This is a genomic window from Anaerocolumna sp. MB42-C2, from assembly GCF_030913705.1.
Classification (GTDB): Bacteria; Bacillota; Clostridia; order Lachnospirales; family Lachnospiraceae; genus Anaerocolumna.
Genome location: NZ_CP133190.1, coordinates 911,431 through 937,542, shown reverse-complemented (window position 1 = coordinate 937,542; position 26,112 = coordinate 911,431). Strand labels below are relative to the sequence as shown.

General features: G+C 37.4%; 18 protein-coding genes. 13 read left to right on the top strand and 5 right to left on the bottom strand.

The features are described from left to right. Positions 1–232 precede the first annotated feature (232 nt). A complete protein-coding gene (locus tag RBU59_RS04190) occupies positions 233–2,674 on the top strand; it encodes a discoidin domain-containing protein (protein ID WP_308146624.1) in 2,442 nt (813 codons plus the stop codon). A gap of 119 nt (positions 2,675–2,793) precedes the next feature. Here RBU59_RS04190 and aroA read toward each other — a convergent pair whose 3' ends face one another. The 3 genes from aroA to aroF form a co-directional block, all read right to left on the bottom strand. Continuing rightward, positions 2,794–4,083 (bottom strand): 3-phosphoshikimate 1-carboxyvinyltransferase, encoded by a 1,290-nt coding sequence (gene aroA / locus RBU59_RS04185; protein ID WP_308146623.1) that lies wholly within the window; start codon positions 4,081–4,083, stop codon positions 2,794–2,796. A gap of 55 nt (positions 4,084–4,138) precedes the next feature. Further along, on the bottom strand, positions 4,139–5,248 hold the full coding sequence (locus tag RBU59_RS04180) for a prephenate dehydrogenase (RefSeq protein ID WP_308146622.1): 1,110 nt from the start codon (positions 5,246–5,248) through the stop codon (positions 4,139–4,141). A 258-nt stretch (positions 5,249–5,506) separates the two neighbouring features. Next, positions 5,507–6,520: a 3-deoxy-7-phosphoheptulonate synthase gene (gene aroF, locus RBU59_RS04175; protein WP_308146621.1), complete on the bottom strand. Its 1,014-nt coding sequence runs from the start codon at positions 6,518–6,520 to the stop codon at positions 5,507–5,509. 422 nt (positions 6,521–6,942) lie between these two features. On the opposite strand from aroF, the gene fusA reads away from it, so the two are divergent. The 3 genes from fusA (at position 6,943) to RBU59_RS04160 (ending at position 13,050) form a co-directional block, all read left to right on the top strand. Next, positions 6,943–9,033 (top strand): elongation factor G, encoded by a 2,091-nt coding sequence (gene fusA / locus RBU59_RS04170; protein ID WP_308146620.1) that lies wholly within the window; start codon positions 6,943–6,945, stop codon positions 9,031–9,033. A gap of 249 nt (positions 9,034–9,282) precedes the next feature. Further along, positions 9,283–10,515 carry a hypothetical protein gene (locus RBU59_RS04165; protein ID WP_308146619.1) on the top strand — a complete coding sequence of 411 codons (1,233 nt, stop codon included), beginning with the start codon at positions 9,283–9,285 and terminating at the stop codon, positions 10,513–10,515. A gap of 414 nt (positions 10,516–10,929) precedes the next feature. After that, on the top strand, positions 10,930–13,050 hold the full coding sequence (locus tag RBU59_RS04160) for a YgiQ family radical SAM protein (RefSeq protein WP_308146618.1): 2,121 nt from the start codon (positions 10,930–10,932) through the stop codon (positions 13,048–13,050). Positions 13,051–13,293: 243 nt separating this feature from the next. Here the strand turns inward: RBU59_RS04160 and RBU59_RS04155 are convergent, their stop codons facing one another. Then, positions 13,294–14,004 carry a gamma-glutamyl-gamma-aminobutyrate hydrolase family protein gene (locus RBU59_RS04155; RefSeq protein ID WP_308146617.1) on the bottom strand — a complete coding sequence of 237 codons (711 nt, stop codon included), beginning with the start codon at positions 14,002–14,004 and terminating at the stop codon, positions 13,294–13,296. 15 nt (positions 14,005–14,019) lie between these two features. Next, complete coding sequence (locus RBU59_RS04150) at positions 14,020–14,910, bottom strand: aldose 1-epimerase family protein (RefSeq protein ID WP_308146616.1); 891 nt, start codon at positions 14,908–14,910, stop codon at positions 14,020–14,022. A 342-nt stretch (positions 14,911–15,252) separates the two neighbouring features. Between RBU59_RS04150 and RBU59_RS04145 the strand changes: the two genes are divergently transcribed. From RBU59_RS04145 to serC, 9 genes are all read left to right on the top strand, one after another. Continuing rightward, on the top strand, positions 15,253–15,765 hold the full coding sequence (locus tag RBU59_RS04145) for a YqeG family HAD IIIA-type phosphatase (RefSeq protein ID WP_308146615.1): 513 nt from the start codon (positions 15,253–15,255) through the stop codon (positions 15,763–15,765). Between the two features lie 52 nt (positions 15,766–15,817). Beyond that, positions 15,818–16,354, top strand: coding sequence for a shikimate kinase (locus RBU59_RS04140; protein WP_308146614.1), 537 nt, complete (start codon positions 15,818–15,820; stop codon positions 16,352–16,354). Continuing rightward, positions 16,326–16,760: a type II 3-dehydroquinate dehydratase gene (aroQ, locus tag RBU59_RS04135; protein WP_308146613.1), complete on the top strand. Its 435-nt coding sequence runs from the start codon at positions 16,326–16,328 to the stop codon at positions 16,758–16,760. Before RBU59_RS04140 ends, aroQ begins: the two co-directional genes overlap by 29 nt. 153 nt (positions 16,761–16,913) lie before the next feature. Beyond that, on the top strand, positions 16,914–17,471 hold the full coding sequence (gene efp / locus RBU59_RS04130) for an elongation factor P (RefSeq protein WP_308146612.1): 558 nt from the start codon (positions 16,914–16,916) through the stop codon (positions 17,469–17,471). 409 nt (positions 17,472–17,880) lie between these two features. Beyond that, positions 17,881–19,386, top strand: coding sequence for a hypothetical protein (locus tag RBU59_RS04125; protein WP_308146611.1), 1,506 nt, complete (start codon positions 17,881–17,883; stop codon positions 19,384–19,386). Between the two features lie 425 nt (positions 19,387–19,811). Then, positions 19,812–21,038: a peptidase T gene (pepT, locus tag RBU59_RS04120; protein WP_308146610.1), complete on the top strand. Its 1,227-nt coding sequence runs from the start codon at positions 19,812–19,814 to the stop codon at positions 21,036–21,038. 175 nt (positions 21,039–21,213) lie between these two features. Continuing rightward, positions 21,214–22,884 (top strand): dihydroxy-acid dehydratase, encoded by a 1,671-nt coding sequence (ilvD, locus tag RBU59_RS04115; protein ID WP_308146609.1) that lies wholly within the window; start codon positions 21,214–21,216, stop codon positions 22,882–22,884. Positions 22,885–22,940: 56 nt separating this feature from the next. Beyond that, positions 22,941–24,623: a biosynthetic-type acetolactate synthase large subunit gene (ilvB, locus tag RBU59_RS04110; protein WP_308146608.1), complete on the top strand. Its 1,683-nt coding sequence runs from the start codon at positions 22,941–22,943 to the stop codon at positions 24,621–24,623. A gap of 394 nt (positions 24,624–25,017) precedes the next feature. After that, the gene (gene serC / locus RBU59_RS04105; protein ID WP_308146607.1) at positions 25,018–26,103 is read left to right on the top strand and encodes a 3-phosphoserine/phosphohydroxythreonine transaminase; all 1,086 of its coding nucleotides are present in this window, start codon (positions 25,018–25,020) and stop codon (positions 26,101–26,103) included. Positions 26,104–26,112 lie beyond the last annotated feature (9 nt).

Genomic DNA, 26,112 nt, shown 5'->3' with positions numbered 1-26,112 from the left:
CTATAATAATTACATATTATTGTATATTAGGCAAAAATCATGTAGAATAGACAATTGATGTTGTAAAATTATGGAATTAAATTATAATAAAAATGTAATAAATACCTTATCAAGGTTATAAATCGAAAGGGAGGGATGACTATATGCATGGAAGCGCTTAAGACGGTTCGTTCAGAGAATTACTGTCGTAACGATACCCAGGAAATGTATAGATAATAGAGGAGGGAAAATAATGAAGCAGCTTACAGGAGTAAATAAAATTATATATGTCGTTCTGGTTTCCGTATTAATTATGAACACGGCACCTGCGTTAGTTGCCAAAGCGGCTGTCGATGAAAACAGGGAAAATAAGTATAAACCATATGCCAGGGTATATAATCCGGATGAGGGAATGTACTGGCCGGATGGACAAGTGTTGCCGATCTTTTCCAGACCGGCTGATCCGATTGACACAATCTCTATTGGGGCATTTGATTATAGCGGTCAAAACGAACGTGTGACCATAACGGCTCTACAAGGCATCGTGAACAGGACGAAACCACGAATTCTGTTTACTGATATCAACCCCGACGAAGGTCCTGACACATGGCGTGAGACACCTATTACGGACCTTGACTGTATTAAATATGAAAACAGGCAGAAGTTTGAGTTGGTTCAAAAGTATATTGACGAAACAAAAGGTGTGGTTCTATTTGATTCAGACAAGAATGCACATATGCGTAACCTCGCCTCTACTGTGGCGGGTCTGCGCGATATGCTTCCAATGGATCTGAATACCTATAACCAGTGGGTAAGTAAAGGTATTATGTTGCCAGATATAAAAGATTCTGAAAGAGTTATTGATTTACGGAGCCTTAATTTATATAATGCCCTGGATACCTATACTTATTTGTATGATCATTATTGGAAACTTTGCAATCACCGGCTCCTGATCAGCCTGAATACCGACAAGCCACATTATATCAGGGATTATGCTGCAGCCACAAAAGCAGCGGTTGTTTGGTTGGACTGCACAAACGAAGAACAGAAGGAACTTTTCGAGAAATTCCTTGTCGATATGGAGGCTGGCAATGGTCTTGTACTGGGCTGGTCCGCTACCGAACGGTCAGGCGTAACGACTGCAGCAAAATATGGATTATCCCTGCTTCCGGCTGATCACTATATCAACGGAACCGTATTCGGCGGAACTGATACTGCCATTCAGATTCCGAAAGTCCCCAATAAACCCGAGCTTGGGGATAAAGTATATATCGCACCTATTATCAGCGATGGCGATAATATCCAATATATTCAAAGATACATGCGCAAACTATGGGATGACCCTGCTACTGTGAATAGCCGCGGACAGATTCCAATAAGTTGGACAATCAGTCCGGCTCTTGCTGACGCTGGCCCGGCTATTTTGAATTATTACTATTCTCAGGCGACGGACTGCGAGAATTTAATTAGCGGGCCTTCGGGTCTGGGTTACGCTATGTTTGAAAATACCCTTCCTGAACCTGGCGCACCGGAACAGAATTTTCTTGAAAACGATGAGCTGATGGCGGATTATGCAAGGCTGACCAATAACTATATGTACAGGACTGGTCTGCGGATCGCTACCATATGGGATACGCTTTCCAAGAATCAACGAGACATCTACACGGAAAACGCGAGATACCTGTATGGACTTACTGTACAAGACTTTAGAAATCGGGGCACGGTGCCTGGCAGCATTAACAATAATAAGCCCGTGTATAGCTTGGATCAGGCGTATTATTCGGCAGATGAAAATTCTTATTGCAATTTACTGAAGAATTACATTAATGAGTGGGAGGGCACCGATCCTCATTTTCTGGCGACACAGATGAGCGTATGGGGAAGTTCCAAACCGAGCAATATTGTGAACGCAGCCAACAGAATGTACGATGCTTATGGTGATAAGGTAAAGTTTGTCAGAGCGGATCATTTCCTGGCCTTATATTGTGAGAGCAACAGGTTACCGTTTAACCTGGGACTTTCTGCTAATTTGACAGCCTCAGCTACCAGTAAAACGGATTACGCTGAACTTACTGTGGACGGTACTCCATCCGGAGATATATGGACGGCGTCGGAAAGCGGAGCCCAGTCCCTGACCTATTCGTTAGGCGAAACATATGTACTGTCCAGATATTTGATTCAGCATGCGGGAAGCAATGGACTTGCTACATCCCTGAATACCAGGGATTATACGGTTGAGGTAAGTATGGACGGTAAGGAGTGGACTACTGTAGATCAGTATTACGCTAATACTTACGATGTAAGCGATATTGATATTGATCCCATTGAAGCCAGGTATGTTCGTATAAACATAACCGATCCCGGAGACGATGGAATCGCCCGTGTAGCTGAAGTAGAGCTGTATGGAGCGGTCGCCGAATCGGAGATAGGTGTATCGATTACCAACAGGGACGCTTCTGTCGTGCAAGGGCAATCTCACCGGTTTGAGATCATCAGAGGATCCAGGTCTTTAAAAGGCGGCAAAGAAGTATGGAAAGTTGTAGGTGGCGAAGATACCGTGATTGATGAGAATGGTGTTTTAACAGTGGGGAAAAATGAAACTGCAAAAACAGTGACGGTTATGGTGACTGTGAAAGTTCCTGGTTTTGGTGATGTTTCTGATGAAGTAACAGTCAATATTTCACCAGCATCATAGTTATTAAATGTTCCGCAAATTAAGCAACTTTTAAAATCGGCAGGAGGAACAGTTTGAACTGTTCTTCCTGCCGATTTTAAATTACTGGATAAAGATGTACTGTATAAATTATAAATAATTTAAGGTACTAAACTTTTTAAGTCTGAATAAAAATCCGGGTATGAAATATTAACACACTCAGCACCAAGTATTTCGGTGCTGTCGTCAGCAGCCAATGCAGCGACAGCAAAAGACATGGCAATACGATGATCTAAATTACTGTCTATAACGGCTCCTTTTAATGGTCTGCCGCCCTCAATTATCAAACCGTCTTCTGTGGCAGTTACCTTTGCACCCATTAGGGATAAGTTATGCACCATTACATCAATACGGTTGGATTCCTTAACTTTTAGTTCTGCTGCATCCTTTATTATGGTTTTACCTTTTGCAAAACAAGCCATTACAGCTATTACAGGCAGTTCATCAATTAAAGTCGGGATTAAGGCACCGCCGATTTCTGCTCCCGTTAATTCGCTGTGCCGTACCAGAATATCTGCTACTGCCTCAGTGTCTGTATTTCGTATGTTTTCTATTTTAATATCAGCGCCCATCATTTCACATACTTTAATAATCCCATTCCTGGTCGGATTGATTCCTACATTTTTAATCAATATTTCTGACCCGGGAATAATAAGACCGGCCGCTACAAAATATGCAGCTGAGGAGATGTCGCCCGGAACAGTAATTTTTTCAGCATGCAAATCAGGTTCAGGTTTTATAACCGCCGTATTGCCCTGATTCTCTATATCTGCACCTAACATTTTTAACATTAATTCTGTGTGATTTCTGGAAACGTATGGTTCGGTAACGGAAGTAGGAACATCTCCATATAAGCCTGCAAGTAAAACTGCGGACTTAACCTGCGCCGATGCAACCGGTGAATGGTAGGAGATACCGTGAAGCGGAGTATGTCTGCCCAGAATTTCCAAAGGAGCACAACCATTTCCGCTTATGCTTTTTATATCAGCCCCCATCATAGTTAATGGTGTGATTACTCTGCCCATAGGGCGCTTTTGAATAGAATCATCACCGGTCATAGTGGTAGAAAACGTCTGAGCGCTAAGGATACCTGACATCAGCCGCATAGTTGTACCGCTGTTACCGACGTTAAGAATGCCGGAGGCCTGTTTTAATCCATGAAGGCCTTTGCCATGGACCATAACCTTATTATTTAAAGGATCGTTTTCAATAGCAATTCCCATGTCACGAAAACACCCGATTGTAGACAGGCAGTCAGCTCCCTGTAAAAAATGGGTAATTTCCGTGGTTCCTTCCGCTAAAGCACCAAACATGACAGCACGGTGGGAAATCGATTTGTCTCCGGGCACTGTAATCTCACCTTTTAAAGCGTTTACTTTTTGTAATATCATTGTTTAACTCCAATCTTTCAGAACTGTATAATTGCAGGACGTAAAATCAACGTTTTTATCTTTCATAAACAGTATAACGGTATTTCTTTAATAATTCAACAGCCAGTACGGAAGCTTGCTCCTCGTAAAATTCAATCCGAAGTACACCCTGTTCAAATTCCCTGTTATGAATAACACCAATATTCTTAATACTGATCCGGTTAGTAGCAAGTAATGTGGCGATGGTAGCGATTGCTCCGGTTTCGTCTATAATATCCAGATAAATCTCAAATACTTTTTTCATCATACCGATGGATTTATTTGGTATGGAATCCCTATATTCGCTGGCAGTGTCAAAAAACCGGTATAGATAATCTTCATCCTTACACTCCAAGGCTTTTCCAATGTCCTGTAAGGAGGAAATATATTGATTTAGAACCTGGATTATACTCTCCGTATTTGTTAAACATATATTTTGCCACATAATTGGGGAGGAAGAGGCAATTCTTGTGATATCTTTGAAACCGCCGGCTGCAAGGGTGCGCATTTTTTCGGAGGTGTCATCCGAATCTTTTACCAGATTTACCAGACTGGAGGCTATGATATGAGGTACATGGCTGATAGCAGCGGTTATAGTATCATGTTCTTTTGGGTTCAAAATCAAGGGAATAGCACTAATTTCACTAACAATTTCATATAGTTTTTGAAGTTTATCCTGAGAGGTTTTTTCCGTAGGAGTTAAAATGTAATATGCATTTTCCAGCAGTTTGCTGTGGGAATTCTGATAACCAGTTTTCTCCGAACCGGCCATGGGATGCCCGCCGATAAACTGGTGTTCCAGTCCTAATTCTGAAACTGCCTTATGTATATTTTCTTTTACACTTCCCACATCCGTCACAATACAGTCTGGCTTTATGACATTTTTCAAATTAGTAAGATAAGTTATATTGGATAATACCGGTGCGCACAAAAAAATAATATCGCAGGCTGGAAAAGTATCATTCAGATCATAGGAGATACGGTCCAGAACCTTATCGTCTAAAGCTTCCTTCAGGCCATTTCCTAACTTATTTTTATTATAGTTAAATGCGATTAAAGTATTGCCTGGATTTATTTCTTTTAAAGCGCGGGCGATAGAACCGCCGATTAAACCAAAGCCAATAAAGCCAACTATTGAATCCTTCATATAAACACCCGTTGCTTACCGCATACTTATCTGCGATAATGCCATAATCTACAATGTGATAAATTCACAACATGGCATCCTTTCTAATCTATTATTTATTTAGAGTTTACAGTGGCATTTCTACTTATTATCTTACTTGTGGTCTATCTGTTCATCCAGGTCCTAAGGGGTCTTTGAAAAACGATAGATGCGATAACTCACCGGCATTATTGTCCATATCTCCAAGTAACTAAATAAGCAGTATCTTATACAACCGTCTTAGAATTTTTTACCCATTAATGCAGCGAAAGGTCTTAGTTCGGAACATAATTCATTAAGCTGGGGGAATGTCAGGGATTGAGGACCATCCGATAAAGCAATTGCCGGATTAGGATGTGCTTCAATCATCAGGCCGTCCGCACCGGCAGCAACGGCACATTTGGCTAAAGGTTTTACATATTTTCTCACACCCGTTGCATGGCTTGGATCAACAATAATCGGTAAGTGGCTTTTTTCTTTTATAACTGGAACCGCACTGATATCCAGAGTATTTCTGGTTGCAGTTTCAAAGGTACGGATTCCGCGTTCACATAATACCACATTGGGATTCCCTTCTGCAATAATATATTCGGAGGCATTTAACCATTCATCAATGGTTGCTGACAAGCCCCTCTTTAACAATACAGGAAGTCCGGTTTTTCCTGCTTCTTTTAATAAATAAAAATTCTGCATATTTCTAGCGCCGATCTGAAGCATATCCACATATTTTACTGCTGCTTCAATAGCAGCTAAGCTGGTTACTTCACATACAACAGCCATACCGGTTTCTTCTCTGGCTTCTTTCATGAATTTTAAACCTTCTTCTTCTAAACCCTGAAAAGCATAAGGAGAAGTTCTTGGCTTATATGCACCGCCGCGTAAAATCTGGGCGCCGGCTTTTTTAATAGCCCGGGCGGTTTCTAATAATTGCTCCCTGCTTTCTACCGCACATGGACCGGACATAATAATAAATTCGTCACCGCCTATAGAGGTATTACCTACTTTGATAACAGAAGGTTCCGGATGAAACTTTTTATTTGCTAATTTATAGCTTTCCGTTACTGGGACAATTTTATCAACATCATCCGCAATCTCAAGATTCTGATCCTGAAGTTTAGTTTTATCCCCTACAACCCCAATGATGGTAACCTCTTTGCCGTCGGATATGTGAGCTGTAAGCCCTTTCCCTTCAATGATTTCAATAATATTCTGAATGGATTCTTTTTTTGCATTTGGTTTCATTACAATTATCATATAAATACCTAAACCTTTCTTGTTCAATCTAATCTTAGTATTCTCATATTTTTATTTATGAGACAAATGATTTCATTTCCTAGGTTCATTTTACATCAAACAAATAACGGTGTCAATACTGTAAAACATTAAAGTGTAACAGTTTAAAGTGTGACGGTTTAAAGCGTGAAAAATACATGAAAAAAGTCTGATAAAGTAAATAAACATAAAAATAAGGAGAATAAGTAATGAATTATGAAAATAATGTTGTACGCTTTATTGATTCAGATAAATATATTTGTTAAACTGGTATAAAATAGTTGTAAATTCTGACAACTTTTAGTAAAATATAGACATGGGTACCTGAAATGTTATGAATACCCATATTTTACAGAAATAAGTATTAGGAAGTACCAAAATATTATGTAATGGAGGAAAAAAGGATGAATGTTTACACTTCAGAAAAGATTCGAAATGTTGTATTGTTAGGCCACGGTGGCTGTGGCAAGACGACTTTAGTCGAAGCCATGGCCTACACAACGGGAATTACAAAGCGTCAAGGTAAGATTGAAGAGGGTAATACCATCAGTGATTATGATAAGGAAGAAGTGAAACGTCTTTTTTCTATCAGCACCACAGTGGTACCTGTATTTTGGGAGGATACCAAGATCAATATTTTAGATACTCCTGGTTATTTTGATTTTATTGGAGAAGTAGAAGAGGCATTAAATGCCGCCGATGCGGCAATTATAGTTATTTCTGCTAAGGCAGGAGTTGAAGTAGGAACTATGAGGGCATGGGATTATTGTGAAAAGCATAAACTACCGAGAATGTTTTTTGTAACGGATATGGATGATGATAATGCAAGTTATCGCCAGGTAGTGGAAGATTTAACTGAAAATTACGGTAAAAAGATTGCACCGTTTCATATACCGATAAGAGAAAATGAAAAGTTTGTTGGATTTGTTAATGTGGTAAAAATGGCTGGAAGAAGATTTACTTCTATGGGAAACTATGAGGAATGCCCGGTTCCTGATTACTCCATGGAGAATCTTACCAAGTTTCGTGAAACTCTGCTGGATGCAGTTGCTGAGACGAGTGAAGAATTAATGGAAAAATATTTTGCAGGAGAAGAATTTACTCCGGAGGAGATTTCTCTTGCACTTCGAAATAATGTAATAGATGGTACAGTGGTACCGGTTTTAATGGGTTCCGGTTTAAATTCCCAGGGAGCCACTATGCTTCTACAGGCAATAGAAAAGTATTTCCCAAGCCCGAATAAACAGGAGATATCAGGAACAAATGTTAAAACCCAGGAAACCTTTAAGGCAGACTATAATGAAAAACTTCCGATGACAGCTAAGGTTTTTAAAACGATTGCAGATCCTTTTATCGGTAAATTTTCACTTATTAAAGTTTGCTCCGGTGTCTTAAAATCTGACTCTTCAATCTATAATGCCGACAAAGACACGGAAGAAAAAATTTCCCGGCTTTATGTACTGAGAGGAAAGGAACAGATTGAAGTTAATGAACTTCAAGCCGGTGATATTGGCGCTATCGGTAAATTATCCGATACGACCACGGGGGATACCTTATCAACTAAAGCAGTACCAGTTGTTTATGAACGGCCTGAAATGCCGAAACCTTATACCTATCAGCGTTTTAAAACTAAAAATAAAGGTGACGATGATAAGGTTTCCCAGGCGTTAGCTAAAATTATGGATGAAGATCTTACTGTGAAAGTTGTAAATGATAAAGAAAACAGGCAGACCTTATTATATGGAATCGGAGATCAGCAGCTGGAGATTGTGGTTAGTAAGTTACAAACAAAATACAAGGTTGATATTGATATAATGAAACCCAGAGTACCATTCCGCGAGACACTGCGTAAAAAAGTCAGAGTTCAGGGCAAGTACAAAAAGCAGTCCGGCGGACATGGCCAATATGGTGATGTGCACATTGAATTTGAACCTTCCGGCAATATGGAACAGGCCTATGAGTTTGCTGAGAAGATTTTCGGCGGTTCCGTTCCCAGAAACTATTTTCCAGCCGTAGAGAAAGGAATTGCTGAGTGTGTATTAAAAGGACCTGTAGCAGGTTATCCGGTAGTTGGGTTAAAAGCAACCTTAGTAGATGGTTCCTATCATCCCGTAGATTCATCCGAAATGGCCTTTAAGATGGCAACTATTCAAGCGTTTAAACAAGGATTTATGGAAGCTTCACCGGTCTTGTTAGAGCCAATTGCTTCCTTAAAAGTAGTCGTACCGGATAAGTTCACCGGTGATATTATGGGTGATTTAAATAAACGCAGAGGCAGGGTATTGGGTATGAATCCGATACACGGAGGCAAACAGGAAATTCAGGCTGATATTCCTTTATCAGAAATATACGGATACTCCACCGATCTTCGATCCATGACCGGAGGAGCCGGTGATTTCTCTTATGAATTCAACCGTTATGAACAGGCACCGTCGGATATTCAGCTGAAAGTAATAGAAGATAATGAAAAAGAACTAATGGCAAGCGGTGAGTAATAGATTCAATATATTTATATTAATATATAGGTGATTTGTTTTTATCATATTTATTTGAGTGGACTTGTATATATGGCACTTATACAAGTCCATTTTTCAGTGATATAGGTTTAAATTGTATAATTTATGACCAGGTTTAGATAATTTGTGTATATTGTCAATTGATTAATCGGATATATCTTATATACTTAAATATGGATAGGTAAATAATTCCATTGCGCAATTCAATAAAGAAAAGGAGTAAAATTTATGAAGAAACGTATTATTATTAATCTATTAATTTGCTTTGTCTTAGTTGGTCTTCTCGTAAATACTAAGTATGTAAACTTGGTGCAGGCATCAGAAACAATTATATCTGCTGATGATGCTAAGAAACTGGCGATTGCTCAGATAAATTCGGATAGACTGACTGACAGCGAATCCTTTAAGGAGAATATACATATAAATAAGATGGAAAATTTATATAGTATGGATGGAACGATCAGTGCATATCTTCTTGCGTTTGAAGACTCTGACATGAAACCGGCGGGATATATAATTGTCGGAGCGTCCAGAAATCAGGTTCCAATTATAGAATATGCCTATAAAGGAAGATGTTTTTTGGATAGGGCAAAACAATATATTATTACTAAAGACCGTCTGACGGAAACATCCGTAGAGATATATTATACTGGAGGGTTAAATTATTACATTGGAGATAAGAAAAATGCTTACATCTATAAGGTTTCACCCAATGGAATCGAACTAATTAAGAGAGAAGAAATCAATATATCTGAAGTAAGTGTTTTTAATTATAATGGTAAAGATGAAGCAAATAATTTGTGGAAAAGCATGGAAAATAATATTAGAGAAAATAACATTAATAATGTAAAAGACAATATTACTCTTAATGATGGTAATTACAAATCAGCATATAATTCTATAACTTCTTCAAAAGTTAAGGATTATGATAAAACATCCTATCTAACTATATATGATCATGATGATAATATAATACAACCAAGTGGACCGATTTGCGGAGTTAATGTATTAAAATATTGGTGTGGAGTAGATGTTAAATTTAATAATTTAAAGCAAAAAAGTTGGGATACCCTTTTTGAAAATATATATGATGATTTATATATTGCCCATTATTCAAAGACGTATCCCGAAGATTATTTGGAAATAATGAAAAATTACTTTAGTGAAAATGCCGAGGGATGCAGTTCATATGGTTATTATAATTTTAATACAAGCTGGGACAACATAACAGATGAATTGGATAATAAATGTCCGGTTACTATAATACTTCAAGGAGGTATTTCATTTGGATATGAGTACCTATTAGGACTGGGTTATAAAGAATTTATTAATGACACAGGTAATAGCCGTTATATTCTGGTCGCAGACGGTTTAGGAAGTGAAGCTAACCGCTATGTTAATTATTTTACAGGATACAAAAGCGGAACCGGGATAGCAGCTATCCGCTTAAGACCAAATTAAATTGGAATTAATGGTTCGATCTCAGAGGTATATGAATCTATTTATCATAAAACTGTTTTTATGCATATTATTATATTTCGTACGGGTTAGATTAGAATGAACTATAACGAAATGTTATTATATTACATAAATAAACTATCGACTATTTCCTTCAATTCAGTTATACTAAATAGATGTGACAATAAATAGCCTTTAGGTAATAACGAAACTATAAGTCTTATAAATATATCATGCAATTGATACTGGTTTCTAACTTCAGATGCACTATGGTACAGAGTTGACTCTTAAATTGTATTAATTGCATGACATATAGAGACAATATGTGAGTTTCGCAATTACCTATTTATAGCCTTACTTGAAAGGAGAAAGGGCTACTGCCGAAGATATAGTGAAGCAGCGCCCTTATAAATAGATATGATAAAGGATTTTTTACCTGTTTCCCGAGAAGATATGGATAAAAGGGGATGGGACCAATGTGATTTTGTTTATGTTATTGGGGATGCTTATGTGGATCACCATTCTTTTGGACCAGCTATCATCAGCAGAGTTCTGGAAAGCCATGGATATAAGGTGGGAATTATCTCCCAGCCTGACTGGAAAAATAGCGCCAGTATTACCATTCTTGGAACTCCAAGACTGGGTTTTTTAGTCAGTGGCGGGAATATGGATACCATGGTTAATCATTACACAGTTGCTAAGAAAAGAAGAGCTCAGGATGCCTATTCTCCGGGTGGATTAATGGGGAAAAGGCCGGACCGGGCTACGATTGTATATTGTAATTTAATACGTAAGGTATATAAAAACAAACCGGTTATTATCGGGGGTATTGAAGCCAGTCTAAGGAGATTAGGGCATTATGATTATTGGAGTGATACGGTGAAACGCTCCATACTTCTGGACTCCCAGGCAGATCTGATTTCCTACGGTATGGGTGAGCACTCCATAGTTGAGATTGCGGATGCTCTTAACAGCGGTATTGAAATAAAGGATATCACCTTTATTGACGGAACCGTATACAAAGCAAAAGAGTTATCATCTGTGTACGATGCCATAACTTTACCGGGTTTCCAGGATATTGTTAAGGACAAGCATAAATTTGCTGAAAGTTTCTATATTCAGTATACGAATACGGATCCATATTCAGGAAAGCGATTAGTAGAACCATATAAGGAAAATGAATATGTGATACAGAATCCACCCGCTAAACCACTTACACAAGCAGAAATGGACCGGGTATATGCACTCCCGTTTATGAGGGATTATCACCCCTCTTATATTCCGTTGGGTGGAATTCCTGCAATAGAAGAATTGAAATTCAGTTTGACCAGCAATAGAGGATGTTTCGGAGGATGTAATTTTTGTGCCCTAACTTTTCATCAGGGAAGGATTATACAAACCAGAAGCCATGAGTCCATTCTGGCAGAGGCAAATCATTTAATCTGGGATAAGGACTTTAAGGGGTATATCAATGATGTTGGGGGTCCCACCGCCAACTTTAGACACGTTGCCTGTGAGAAACAGAATACGAAAGGTGCTTGTCTAAATAAACAATGTTTATTTCCGACTCCATGTAAAAATCTGAAGATCGATCACAGCGATTATCTTTCTTTACTGAAAAAATTACGGAGTTTACCAAATGTTAAAAAAGTATTTATACGTTCCGGTATCCGTTTTGATTATCTGATAAATGATAAAAATGATACATTTATGAATGAGCTTTGCGAACACCACATCAGCGGTCAGTTGAAGGTAGCTCCGGAGCATATCAGTGACAGAGTATTAGATATGATGGGAAAGCCCAAAAACTCTGTTTATGAGGAATTTTTAAGAAGATATAAAAAGACGAATGAGAGAATAGGCAAAAATCAATTTGTAGTACCCTATCTTATGTCTTCTCATCCGGGTTCTACCCTAAAAGAAGCCGTAGCTCTTGCGGAATATTTGAGAGATTTAGGTTATATGCCGGAGCAGGTGCAGGATTTTTATCCTACACCCTCTACCATATCTACCTGTATGTATTATACCGGGTTGGACCCAAGGACTATGCAGGCTGTATACGTTCCAAAAACTCCACATGAAAAAGCCATGCAGAGAGCATTGATTCAATACCGCAATCCTAAGAATTATGATCTGGTGACAGAAGCCTTGACTTTAGCCCATCGCACCGATTTGATCGGATTTGATAAGAAATGTTTAATCCGCCCTAAAACACATGGAAACCGTTATGATAATAAAAACGGTAATTCACAGAACGGTAAATTTAAGAACTCGGATCAGGACAGGATAAAACACGGCAATATAGAAAAATCATCTGCAAGGTCAGGGAAAGGTAAAGATAAACTAAATAGTCAAAATACTAGAAACAATCAAAAGGGCAGTGAAGTACTGGATAGAAAGAGAAATGATAAGACCGGAACCACAAGAGGCAGAAGCATTGAGAAGATCTCCAATAGTAAGAATTCTCTCAACAGAAAAAATTCAAACAAGGGGGCCGTTAAATCCTATCAGCATAAAAAGGTAACGGCAAAGCGTTAATCAATGTAATTGATATAAAAGTAAAGAACATAGAAACTTAAGCATTTAAGGGGATATTGTAAATAGTTAAAAGGCGGATAGTTTAAAGAAAGTAAGTAATTACCTCTTTATATCCATTGATATAGACTATTTATCAATACCTCCTTATTTTTTATTGAAGCAAAATCTAACTTAAAAAGGTGTAAGTTGGCGTTACATACTTACATTTGACAGGAAGAAAACATTACTGTCTTTACCTTTACTTTACGTACAGGCATCAACAAAAGCCTTAAAGATACGAAATGCATCATCCTCAGTTCGAAAGAGATGTTCCGGGTGCCATTGTACGCCAAGAAAGAACTTATGTTCCGGCAGGTAAACAGCTTCAATTAAAGAATCAGCAGAAACACCGGCCGTAATAAGGGAAGGTGCAAGAGTTTTAATTGCCTGATGGTGAAAGCTGTTAACTCTGATGGTATCTTTACCCAATATAGTGTGGAGTTTCGAACTTTCTGTAATGTACACACTGTGAGTCAGGACAGAATTGCCGGACTGTTGTGAATGGGATATGGACAAATCAGAGGAGAACTGGGCAGGTATATCCTGATATAAGGTACCTCCTAAAAATACATTAAGCACCTGTATACCCCTGCAGATTCCAAGAATGGGTTTATCGGACTCCATTGCTATTTGAAATAATAATTCTTCCATGTTATCTCTTTCGGGAACAACAACTCCGCATTGCCTTATGGTTTCTTCACCGAATCGAACCGGATCTATATCAGGACCGCCGGTAAATAAAAAGCCATCACAAACAGCAGCAGCAGCTTCTAACTCATACTTTTCAACCTGCAATGGCAGTAATATTGGAATGCCTCCGGCTGCCCGGATAGCCTCCAGATAATTTGGACCTACCCAAACCCTGTTTTTCTCACAGTCATATTGCGGAGTCAAACCGATAATTGGTATTCTCACGGAATCACACCCTTTCTAATTTATATCTATAGTATATGATGCTTTAAATTCTTTGCCAGTCTCTAGATGGTTTCCCCATTCTCTGTCTTCTAAACTACCGTCAAAATCACTGCTGTCACAGCGCCCATACCAGGGTTCAATACAGATAAATGGTGCATTTTTCCCCGCAGGAGACCATAATCCGAATAAAGGTGCATCAAAATGAACCGTTACATAAGGATTCTTCTTTGAATCTGCTAATGAAACTGTTTGGCATTGGTTATTTTCAATGATAAGGGCATCCTGATCAAATAAATGCGGGTTTATCTTCAGAAATCCATTCTCTGTTTCCAGAATGGCCTGTTCTTTAAATGGCTTTTTCACAACCATTCCTTTATTGTTTATAAGCAGATAATGAAGATTTTCTTTGTTATCAAGCGAAATATAATAGTCGCTTTGGTTTTCCGTATCTTTTAATGGGCACAAAAATGCAGGATGTGCTCCTATAGAAAAAAACATTTCCGAAGTCCCGTTATTGATAACATTCCATAAGACAGTAATTTGTCTTTCAATTAAACGGTAACCAATTTCTAAAGTAAAATCAAATGGATAAACCTTTTTCGTTTCATCTGAAGATTTAAGCCTGAACCAAATTTCAGAGTCGGAACGATTCATCAAAGTAAAGTCCATATCTCTTGCAAATCCATGCTGCGATAAAGAATATTCTATACCATTATAATGGTAACTATTATTTTTTAAGCTTCCGACAATGGGAAAAAGCACCGGTGAATGACGTTTCCAGTAAGCTGGATCACCGTGCCATAAATAATCGGTGTCCGTTTTTATATCGGATATCCTTGTAAGTTCTGCACCAAAGCTGTTAACAGATAATGAAAGTTCCTTATTTTTCAGTATATAATCAGTCATAATTACCTCCTGTTTTTACTTCTAAAAAAACCTTATATTTGTAGTTTTAATTTAGAAGTATTTTGTATATTTTATTAAATAATTACGCATATTGTAACACGAGATGAATATATTTTCCATCCCTGTTTCATAGGAGAATAATAAATTAATCAATCAGTGAGATCAATACAGTAGTTTCCGAATACGTTACGGTTCACTGGTAACAACGAAACATGTTTTCTGTGAACAGTAACCTGACTACTAATATATACAGAGCCTTTCTATGGTTGCACTTGCCAAATTTAAAGGGCTTCTGCTATAATGATAAACATAAGATATTTAATTAATGTTTGGGAGGTAGGAATGTTCCAAGAATTTTATCCAGATGAAAGTGCGGATTCCGCCTATGATATACATTACGATGACCTCTATAAACAAGGTTACCGGGGATTGCTTTTTGATATAGACAATACTTTAGTAGAACATGGCGCTGATGCAGATACAAGATCTATAAATCTTATGAACAAATTGAAGTTAATGGGTTTTAACATCTGTCTGATTTCCAATAATGGTGAAGAAAGAGTAAAGCGCTTTAATAAAAAGATTAAAGTTAAAAATATATATAATGCACACAAACCTTCTGTCAAAAATTATATTAAAGCTATGCAGCTGATGAATACCAATCAATCGAACACAATATTTATCGGCGATCAGTTGTTTACAGATGTATATGGTGCAAAACGAGCTGGAATTAAAAGTTATTTTGTAAAACCCATTGGCCCGGAAAAAGAAATTCAGATTATATTAAAACGTTATTTAGAGCGTATTGTTTTATATTTTTACAGAAGAAGATACCGTTATAAGCAAGTAAGGTAATTAAAAAAAGATAACAGGTATTTATTATTTACGTAAGAGAAATGAGGAATCTATGAATAATCTAATTTTAATCGGATTTATGGGCTGCGGAAAAACCAGTGTAGGTTTGCAGTTGGCTAAGCAGTTGAATTTTAAATTCTGTGACACTGATCAGATTATTGAAGAAAAAGCTAAAGATACAATCAATCATATCTTTGAATCAAAAGGTGAAGAATATTTTAGGCAATTAGAAACAGAAACGATAAAAGAATTAAAAGGGAGGCTTAAGGCTACCGTATTGTCTGTTGGAGGAGGACTTCCCATTCAAACCGGAAATGAGAAATTAATACGGGATCTTGGGCAAGTAATATATCTGAAAACTTCCAAGGACACCATATTGAAACGCTTATCCGGTGATACAACCAGGCCTTTACTTGCGGGAGATCAGGAGAAAAGAATTGAAACTCTTTTAAGCTTTCGGGCACCTATATACGAAGCAGCAGCCCATCTGACAGTTACTACAGATGGCAGAATGTTTGGTGATATAATAGATGAAATTATAAAAAGAACAGGAGTTCAACATGAAATTATTAGTGATCAACGGACCTAATCTTAACTTTTTAGGTATCCGCGAAAAAGAGGTATATGGTAATCAGGATTATCAATTTTTATTATCTTTAATCAGTGAGAAGGCAAAAAAAGAAAATATCACGATTGAACCATTTCAAAGTAATTGTGAAGGCCAGATTATTGACCGTATTCAGGAAGCATATTTTGACGGAACTCAGGGTATTATTATTAATCCTGGTGCGTTTACCCACTATAGTTACGCAATCAGGGATGCGCTAGCTTCCATGGACATGCCCAAAATTGAAGTACATATTTCGAATGTCCACAAGAGAGAGGAATTCAGGAATGTGTCAGTAACGGCGCCTGTATGTACCGGGCAGGTGGTTGGACTGGGACTCCATGGTTATATTTTGGCAGTGGATGCAATATTAAACATGATACAATAATTATATAAAACTTAAAAAAGTTAGCGGCTCTATGTTAGGTTATACTAGAGTTAATTTTGTATATATTTTTTCGATTTAATAAAAAATAGTTGAAAAAACTTGTCAGATAAGATAAACTATAGAGTAGTTAATTTAAGGAGGAAAATATCATATATGGTATCAGCAGGCGATTTTAGAAATGGCTTAACAATCGAATTAGACAATAATATATTTCAGGTTATAGAATTCCAGCATGTAAAACCTGGTAAAGGCGCTGCTTTCGTTAGAACAAAATTAAGAAATATTAAGAGTGGTGGTGTGGTCGAAAGAACTTTCAGACCTACTGAAAAATGTCCACAGGCTCATATAGAACGTTCCGATATGCAATATTTATATAAAGACGGTGACTTATATCACTTTATGGATGTGAATACTTATGATCAATTTGCATTAAATGAAGAATCAATCGGCGATTCCTTAAAATTTGTTAAGGAAAATGATATGGTTAAGATGCTGTCTCATAACGGACAGGTATTTGCTATTGAACCGCCGTTGTTCGTGGAATTAGTGATTACAGATACGGAACCAGGATTTAAAGGTGATACTGCACAAGGCGCAACAAAACCGGCTACAGTTGAAACCGGTGCTACAGTTTATGTTCCTTTGTTTGTTGAACAAGGGGATAAGATTAGTATTGATACCAGAACCGGAGAGTATTTAAAGAGAGTATAGTCGAATATCAAGAATTTTATATAGCGCAATCCAAGGAAAATCAAGGTTTTCTGATGGTTGCGCTTTTTTTATGAATATAATGGACTAAAATCTATATGGATAAAGTATTATAATTATAAAAACCTGCGTTGAAATTAGTTTGCAGTAATTTGCAAGTTTTAGATCATGATGATCATTGATTTTGACTATGCTGCTAAACTAGCATTTTGTTCTCGCAATGAGTTATCAAATGTATTTCTATAAATTGCGCCTTTTTTGCTGCTTATCAAACAATTAAAAGTTAGTCAAATCTAAAATTGTATTGTCAAAAGATTAAACATATGGATAACATTGCAAATTTATGTAGAATAAGGTAAAATGTAATATGTTAATTGAACTATAGATAAGGACATGAAAGAGAGACAACATAATGAAAAGGAAATTATGTAACTTATTGGTTTGGTGTTTTGCGTTAGGACTCTTAGTACTAAGTAACGGTAAGATGGTCTGTGCTGAAGAAGAAATTTATACATTAAATCTTAACTTGCCCATGGTTAAAGAGTCAAATATCAGGGATGTATTTACTATGCCAAGAGATGGCAGTGTTACATTAAATGTGAATATGGAAGATACCGGTTTACTTCCGGGAAAAATGGATTTTATTATTAAGAAGAAAGATAGTAACGTGGGATATACACAAGTTGTTAAGAATATCACCGGAGTTACCAGTGACCAGGATATCAAAGATTTAGTCATTGATCTGGATGCCGGGGATTATCTTATTGAATCTGTTTTGTATAATTATGAAGATGAGGATTTGTTCTACACTTCGGTAAAAGTGACAGGGAATATAACTTTAAATGATCCTCCCACCCCTCCGGTCTTAGATAATATCACAAAATTAACTACGCAGACGATATCGTTGACCAATGATATCAAGGATAAATATGATACTATTACATTGGGCGGAGCAACAACAGAGCTAATACTTCCCTTTACAACGAAACAGGCAGGGGGAATACTGGGTCAGATCTATTCAACGAGTTTTAGTGATGGAACATTAACGGCTAAGGTATATAGGGATAAAGAATGTACGAAACCGATAGGGAAAGTTATGACTTTAAAGACCAGTGATGATCAAGGAATTTTAAGTGTTACTCTTCCCAAAGCAGGAACATATTACATTAAATTTGCCCTTGCAGGTGATTATATTCAATATGAACAGCAGGAATATAATATACGGCTTTTATCTGTCGGCAGCAGCACAAGGACTCTTTCGGCAAATAAAGGATATCTGGCATATCAGGATAAATCAAACTCAACATTTAAAATTAACGTTCCTAAAACCGGACTGGTTTCAATTATTGCCGGATCAATAAGCAAGTATGATCAAGGTTCATATAATTTTCAATTATTAGATAGGAACAAAAAGAAGATATCCAAAGCGCTGACTATAAAAGATGCGGATAACGAAGATGGCACCTATGGATATGCGGATAAGTATTATATGTTAAAAAAAGGTACATATTATATACAGGTAGACAGTTATTATAATTATTTTGAGGTTAGATATCTGTTTGGTGCCAGAACGGACCAATCAGGTAAAACGAAAGCGAGTGCTAAAGTAATAAAACCTGGAGGAGTTTCCGCTAAAGGTTATATATTAAACTCAGAAACAGCTGGAAGTGCGGATTGGTATAAGATTAATGTTAATTCCAATGCTTCCAGGATAAGCATTGATTTGAAATCCGATGGTGCTTTAAAATGTGTTTTATATAATACGAAAGGTAAACAGGTATATAGTAAAACTTTACCGCAGGGATTTTATAGTTATGGGATTTATCGTGGTTATTCCTTTGATAAGGGAACCTATTATCTTAAAATTTACAAAACCGATAAAACCAGTTCTATTGCTTATACGGTAAAGGTAGAGTAAATATATTAAATAATTGAATAGTAATCGAGAAACCCTTGAGAAATCAAGGGTTTTAAATTTATATGAAACTCAAATATTTATTTGGTTTTTATATTCTTAATAGATTTGTTACTGTTTATTTTCCTGTAAAAAGCAGGCAGCAGTTCCGCGAAGAATAACATGCTTCGCGATGCACACAAAACGAGGAGGCAGTGTTCCTACGCTGCAATTCTCCGGTTTTCTGTGACTTTCGCTTCGCACATTCACTAAAAACACGTCGCGTTTGTTACCTGTGAACCAATGACATTGCCTGTGAACATTAACATAGGTTTCATACCGTTTATTATTCATATCGTATTGATTTTAGGTACTAAAAAGTAATATAATTAAATAAAGTTACAGAAAATTATATCTATAGAAAATTTATCTTAAGAAAAGAGGTTATTATGAAAAATGTCGTAGAAAGATTTTTAAAGTATGTTAAATATGATACACAATCCTTAGAAGATATGGATACTGTTCCCAGTACAGAAAAACAAAAGAAACTTGCATCGGTATTAGCAGAAGAGTTAAAAGAAATCGGAGCTAAAAATGTAAGAACGGATGAGCATGGTTATGTTTATGGTACCATTCCGGCTACCATTGATAAAAAAATACCTGTACTTGGTTTTATTGCACATATGGATACCTCCAACGCAATCAGCGGTAAAGATGTAAATCCAAGAATTGTCGAAAACTATGACGGCAAGGACATTGTTTTGAATGAAGAATTAAAAATAACAATGGAAACATCACAATATCCGGCTCTGGAAAAATATACGGGTCAGGATCTGATCGTTACGGACGGAACCACATTATTAGGAGCGGATGATAAAGCTGGGATTGCTGAAATCATGTTTATGGCTGAAACATTACTAACTCACCCGGAGATTCCCCATGGAACCATCCAGATTGGTTTTACACCGGACGAAGAAGTAGGACGAGGAGTTGACTTTTTTGACGTAGAGGGCTTTGGAGCAGATTTTGCTTATACCATAGACGGCGGTGAATTAGGAGAGATTGAATATGAGAACTTTAACGCTGCGGCTGCAAAACTTATGTTTCAAGGCACCAGTATACATCCTGGTTCCGCAAAAGGCAAAATGATAAATGCTTTATTACTGGCTATGGAATTCCAAAACATGCTGCCGGTTGAACAAAACCCAATGTATACTGAAAATTATGAAGGATTTTTTATGTTGTATTCCATAGAAGGCTCTATAGATACTGCTAAAGCAAGTTATATAATTCGTGATCATGATAAAGCTAAATTTGAAGAGAAAAAAGTAAGATTTCAGAAAATTGCAGATTATCTGAATGATAAATATGGTGCCGGAACGGTTAAGGCCTCCATTAAAGACTCTTACTACAATATGAAAGAAATGATTGAGCCGCATATCCATTTGATAGAGAATGCCAGAAAAGCAATGGAAGAACTTGGTGTAACGCCTATTGTAGTTCCTATCCGCGGCGGTACGGATGGTGCCAGATTGTCTTATATGAAACTTCCGTGCCCGAATCTATGTACCGGTGGTAATAATTTTCACGGAAGATATGAATACATCTCTATCCAATCCATGGAAAAAATCACAGAAGTATTATTAAAGATTATTGCTCTATATACGAATCAATAATCTGTAAAATCACCATAATTATAAAAATTGATTGATTTTTCATCCGAAATAAGTTATTATAAACAGAAACCCGAAATTTTATACATTTTAAATGTATAAAATTCGGACTCATTCTGCAGTTATAGCAGACTGAATAATAGGAAAATTCAATTTTATAGAAAAGGTGGTTATGATTATGAATAGTGATGCAGTAAAATCAGGAATACAGCAGGCTCCTCATAGATCGCTGTTTAATGCCCTGGGACTAACGCAAGAGGAACTGCGTAAACCAATGATAGGTATTGTTAGTTCCTATAATGAAATAGTTCCAGGTCATATGAATTTGGATAAAATTGTTGAAGCTGTTAAACTAGGTGTAGCTATGGCAGGGGGAACACCAATTGTATTTCCGGCAATTGCGGTATGCGACGGAATAGCCATGGGACATACAGGGATGAAATATTCTTTAGTTACGAGGGATTTGATTGCTGATTCTACGGAAGCTATGGCTATGGCACATGCATTTGATGCCCTTGTTATGGTACCTAATTGTGACAAAAATGTGCCGGGGCTCTTAATGGCTGCAGCGCGTATTAACATACCCACAGTGTTTGTCAGCGGCGGACCTATGTTGGCCGGAAGAGTACATGGAGAAAAGACCAGTCTTTCCAGTATGTTTGAAGCAGTCGGTGCTTACAGTGCAGGAAAAATGAGTGAAGAAGAAGTAGAAGAATATGCATGTAAAACTTGTCCCACGGCTGGCTCCTGTTCGGGAATGTATACTGCAAACAGTATGAACTGTCTGACAGAAGTCTTAGGCATGGGCTTGCAGGGAAATGGGACGATACCGGCTGTATATTCCGAAAGAATCCGTTTGGCAAAGCATGCCGGAATGAAGATTATGGAGTTATATGAAAAAAATATCAGACCCAAAGATATTATGACAGAAAAAGCATTTTTAAATGCTTTGACTGTAGATATGGCCTTGGGCTGTTCTACAAACAGTATGCTGCATTTACCGGCAATAGCTCACGAAGCAGGATATGATTTAAACGTGGATATAGCAAATGAAATCAGTGAAAAAACACCGAATCTGTGCCACCTGGCTCCGGCAGGCCACGCATATATGGAAGATTTGAATGAAGCTGGTGGTGTTTATGCCGTAATGAATGAATTAAATAAAAAGAGTTTATTATATACCGATTTAATTACCGTGACTGGTAAAACCGTCGGGGAGAATATAGAAGGCTGTTTGAACCGTAATACGGATATCATAAGACCTATAGAGAATCCATATAGTGAGACAGGTGGAATCGCAGTTCTAAAAGGTAATCTGGCACCGGATTCAGCAGTGGTAAAACGTTCTGCCGTTGCACCTGAAATGATGAAACATGAAGGTCCTGCAAGGGTATTTGACAGTGAAGATGATGCCATTACTGCAATTAAGGGCGGTAAGATTGTACCGGGCGATGTGGTGATAATTCGTTATGAAGGACCCAAAGGAGGTCCCGGCATGAGGGAAATGCTCAATCCCACCTCCGCAATAATGGGAATGGGACTTGGTTCTTCCGTGGCACTCATTACCGACGGACGTTTCTCAGGTGCATCCCGCGGCGCTTCTATCGGCCATGTATCTCCGGAAGCAGCAGTAGGAGGTAATATTGCATTAGTAGAGGAAGGTGATATCATTCAGATCGATATCAATGCCAATTCCTTAAATTTTAAAATTTCTGAGGAAGAATTGGAAAAGAGACGCTCAAACTGGAAACCGAGGGAACCAAAGATTACAACAGGTTATTTGGCAAGATATGCTTCTATGGTTACAAGCGGGAATAGAGGAGCTATTCTTGAGATACCTAAAAAATAAACACAGTGGCTGAATAGCCGCAAATAGATAAGGAATTTTAATGAAAGAGGTGCAAAATGCAGTTAACAGGTTCACAGATATTAGTTGAATGTTTAAAAGAGCAGGGCGTTGATACCATATTTGGATATCCGGGTGGTTCTGTTTTAAATATATATGATGAATTATACCGGCATCAGGATGAAATACGCCATATCTTAACCTCCCATGAGCAGGGAGCTTCCCATGCTGCTGATGGTTACGCCCGATCAACCGGTAAAGTAGGTGTATGTCTGGCAACCAGCGGACCGGGAGCTACGAATCTGGTTACAGGTATAGCCACTGCTTATATGGATTCCGTTCCTATGGTTGCTATTACAGGTAATGTTACGGTAAACTTACTTGGCAAGGATAGTTTTCAGGAGGTTGATATAGCCGGAATTACCATGCCAATAACGAAACATAATTTTATCGTTAAGGATGTTAATAAATTAGCGGATACCTTGCGGAGAGCGTTTCAGATTGCGCAGACAGGAAGGCCGGGCCCGGTTTTAGTTGATATTGCGAAAGATGTTACTGCTAATAAAGCAGAATATACGAAAGCAGAGATACCATCGGTGGAGCGGATAAAGGATACCATAACGGATGAAGATGTTAGCATTGCATTAGCTATGATTAAAGAAGCTAAAAAACCTATGATTTTCATAGGGGGCGGGGCCGTTATCTCTGATGCGGATAAAGAAGTAAAAGAATTTGTTTATAAAGTGGATGCTCCTGTAACCGATACCTTAATGGGCAAAGGTGCTTTTAGCGGTGAAGAAACTTATTATACTGGCATGCTTGGAATGCATGGTACCAAAACGGCAAATTTAAGTGTAACAGAATGTGATCTTTTAATCACCATAGGTGCCAGATTCAGTGACCGTGTGACCGGTAATGCACAGAAATTTGCTAGAAATGCTAAAATACTTCAGATAGATATTGATCCGGTTGAGATTAACAAAAATGTTATTGTCAGTCATTGTATTATCGGTGATATAAAAGAAGTTTTAAAGATTCTTAATGATAAATTAGAACAACATGATAACAAACAATGGGTTGATCATGTTTTGGGAATGAAACAACAATTTCCCTTAAAATATCATCCTGAAGTTTTAACAGGTCCTTATATCTTGGAGAAATTATATGAGATAACCGGCGGAGACGCTATTATAACAACAGAGGTCGGTCAGCATCAGATGTGGTCGGCACAATATTATAAATATAAAAAACCAAGGACATTTATAACCTCCGGAGGTCTTGGAACAATGGGTTACGGATTGGGAGCATGTATCGGAGCTAAGGTCGGCAACCCGGATAAAATCGTTGTGAATATAGCAGGTGACGGTTGTTTTCGAATGAATATGAATGAGATTGCAACTGCAGCACGTTATAATATTCCTATCATTCAGATTGTTTTTAATAATCATGTATTGGGTATGGTAAGGCAGTGGCAGTCATTATTCTATGGGCAGAGATATTCCCATACAACCTTAAATGACAGTGTGGATTTTGTTAAACTTGCAGAAGCGATGGGAGCGAAAGCTTACCGTATCACCAAGAAAGAAGAAGTAGAAGCAGTAATTAGGGAAGCTATTTCTTTAAATGTTCCGGTAGTTCTGGATTGTCAGATCGCCAGTGATGATAAAGTATGGCCGATGGTAGCTCCGGGAGCAGCAATTGAAGAAGTATTTACAGAAGAAGATTTACAGCTGAAAAAGTAATCACAGAAAAACATAAAGTGAGTTCATCTTAAGTTCAAAGAGGAACAGAGAATTGGCGGACACTTTTTGAACAAAATATCATTTATTTCAGTAAATGAATGGTTACCATATTTTGTTTGAGAGTCCGCCTTACATAATTATAAGATTAATTAAGCAGTTAATATAGGGGATAAAACAGATATGCACTTGTGGTTAAAGCCTTACTCCGCAGGTCGTTTTAAAATATTATATTGACTATAATTTAACTAAGTTTTATAATGTAGTAGATTAAAGTGGTCAAGTGAAAAACAACTAAAGAATTGACACTTTTTTATGGAATCATATCTGGAAATTATGATACAGTTATTACTAAATAAAAGTAATCATTATGTTTATATTAAAGGAGGATATACAAGTGGGAAGAGTTTATAATTTTTCAGCAGGTCCGGCTGTTTTACCTGAGGAAGTGCTTAAGGAAGCTGCAGCAGAGATGTTAGATTACAAAGGCACCGGAATGTCAGTTATGGAAATGAGCCACAGATCCAAGGCTTATGAAACCATAATTAAGGAAGCCGAACAGGATTTAAGAGATTTAATGAACATACCGGACAATTATAGGGTATTATTTTTACAGGGCGGAGCATCTCAGCAATTTGCCATGATACCGATGAATCTAATGAAAAATAAAGTGGCGGATTATATTATTACCGGTCAATGGGCAAAAAAGGCTTATCAGGAAGCACAAATATATGGTAAAGCAAATGCAATTGCATCCTCTGCCGATAAGACATTCTCCTATATCCCCGACTGTTCAGATCTTCCGATTAGTGAAGACGCGGATTATGTATACATATGTGAAAATAATACGATCTATGGCACTAAATTTAAAAAACTTCCTAATACAAAAGGTAAAACATTAGTTGCAGATGTATCCTCCTGTTTTCTTTCTGAGCCCGTTGATGTAACCAAATATGGTGTTATTTACGGCGGTGTTCAAAAGAACGTTGGGCCAGCAGGTGTCGTTATTGTAATTATCCGAGAGGATTTAATTACGGAAGATACTTTGCCCGGAACACCTACTATGCTAAAATATAAAATACATGCGGATAACGAATCCTTATATAATACTCCACCTGCTTACGGTATCTATATTTGCGGTAAAGTGTTTAAATGGCTTAAGAAATTAGGTGGATTAGAAGCTATGAAAGCCATTAATGAAAAGAAAGCAGCGATTCTTTATGATTATCTGGATCAAAGTAAGTTATTTAAGGGAACGGTAGTCAAGGAAGACCGTTCTTTAATGAATGTTCCTTTTATCACCGGCAAGGAAGAACTAGACGCTAAATTCGTAAAAGAAGCAAAAGCTGTCGGATTTGAGAATTTAAAAGGCCATAGAACCGTTGGTGGTATGAGAGCAAGTATTTATAACGCCATGCCAATGGAGGGTGTAGAAAAATTAGTAGAATTTATGAAAAAATTCGAAGAAGATAACATAAAATGATGTTTTATA

What these genes read in the sequence shown, in the direction of transcription:
- RBU59_RS04165 (WP_308146619.1), top strand. Translation starts at nt 9,283, where the DNA reads ATGAAGAAACGTATTATTATTAATCTATTAATTTGCTTTGTCTTAGTT.
- RBU59_RS04140 (WP_308146614.1), top strand. Translation starts at nt 15,818, where the DNA reads ATGAATAATCTAATTTTAATCGGATTTATGGGCTGCGGAAAAACCAGT.
- aroA (WP_308146623.1), bottom strand. Translation starts at nt 4,083, where the DNA reads ATGATATTACAAAAAGTAAACGCTTTAAAAGGTGAGATTACAGTGCCC.
- aroQ (WP_308146613.1), top strand. Translation starts at nt 16,326, where the DNA reads ATGAAATTATTAGTGATCAACGGACCTAATCTTAACTTTTTAGGTATC.
- ilvB (WP_308146608.1), top strand. Translation starts at nt 22,941, where the DNA reads ATGCAGTTAACAGGTTCACAGATATTAGTTGAATGTTTAAAAGAGCAG.
- fusA (WP_308146620.1), top strand. Translation starts at nt 6,943, where the DNA reads ATGAATGTTTACACTTCAGAAAAGATTCGAAATGTTGTATTGTTAGGC.
- efp (WP_308146612.1), top strand. Translation starts at nt 16,914, where the DNA reads ATGGTATCAGCAGGCGATTTTAGAAATGGCTTAACAATCGAATTAGAC.
- RBU59_RS04190 (WP_308146624.1), top strand. Translation starts at nt 233, where the DNA reads ATGAAGCAGCTTACAGGAGTAAATAAAATTATATATGTCGTTCTGGTT.
- RBU59_RS04150 (WP_308146616.1), bottom strand. Translation starts at nt 14,910, where the DNA reads ATGACTGATTATATACTGAAAAATAAGGAACTTTCATTATCTGTTAAC.
- RBU59_RS04160 (WP_308146618.1), top strand. Translation starts at nt 10,930, where the DNA reads ATGATAAAGGATTTTTTACCTGTTTCCCGAGAAGATATGGATAAAAGG.
- RBU59_RS04145 (WP_308146615.1), top strand. Translation starts at nt 15,253, where the DNA reads ATGTTCCAAGAATTTTATCCAGATGAAAGTGCGGATTCCGCCTATGAT.
- RBU59_RS04125 (WP_308146611.1), top strand. Translation starts at nt 17,881, where the DNA reads ATGAAAAGGAAATTATGTAACTTATTGGTTTGGTGTTTTGCGTTAGGA.
- aroF (WP_308146621.1), bottom strand. Translation starts at nt 6,520, where the DNA reads ATGATAATTGTAATGAAACCAAATGCAAAAAAAGAATCCATTCAGAAT.
- ilvD (WP_308146609.1), top strand. Translation starts at nt 21,214, where the DNA reads ATGAATAGTGATGCAGTAAAATCAGGAATACAGCAGGCTCCTCATAGA.
- RBU59_RS04180 (WP_308146622.1), bottom strand. Translation starts at nt 5,248, where the DNA reads ATGAAGGATTCAATAGTTGGCTTTATTGGCTTTGGTTTAATCGGCGGT.
- pepT (WP_308146610.1), top strand. Translation starts at nt 19,812, where the DNA reads ATGAAAAATGTCGTAGAAAGATTTTTAAAGTATGTTAAATATGATACA.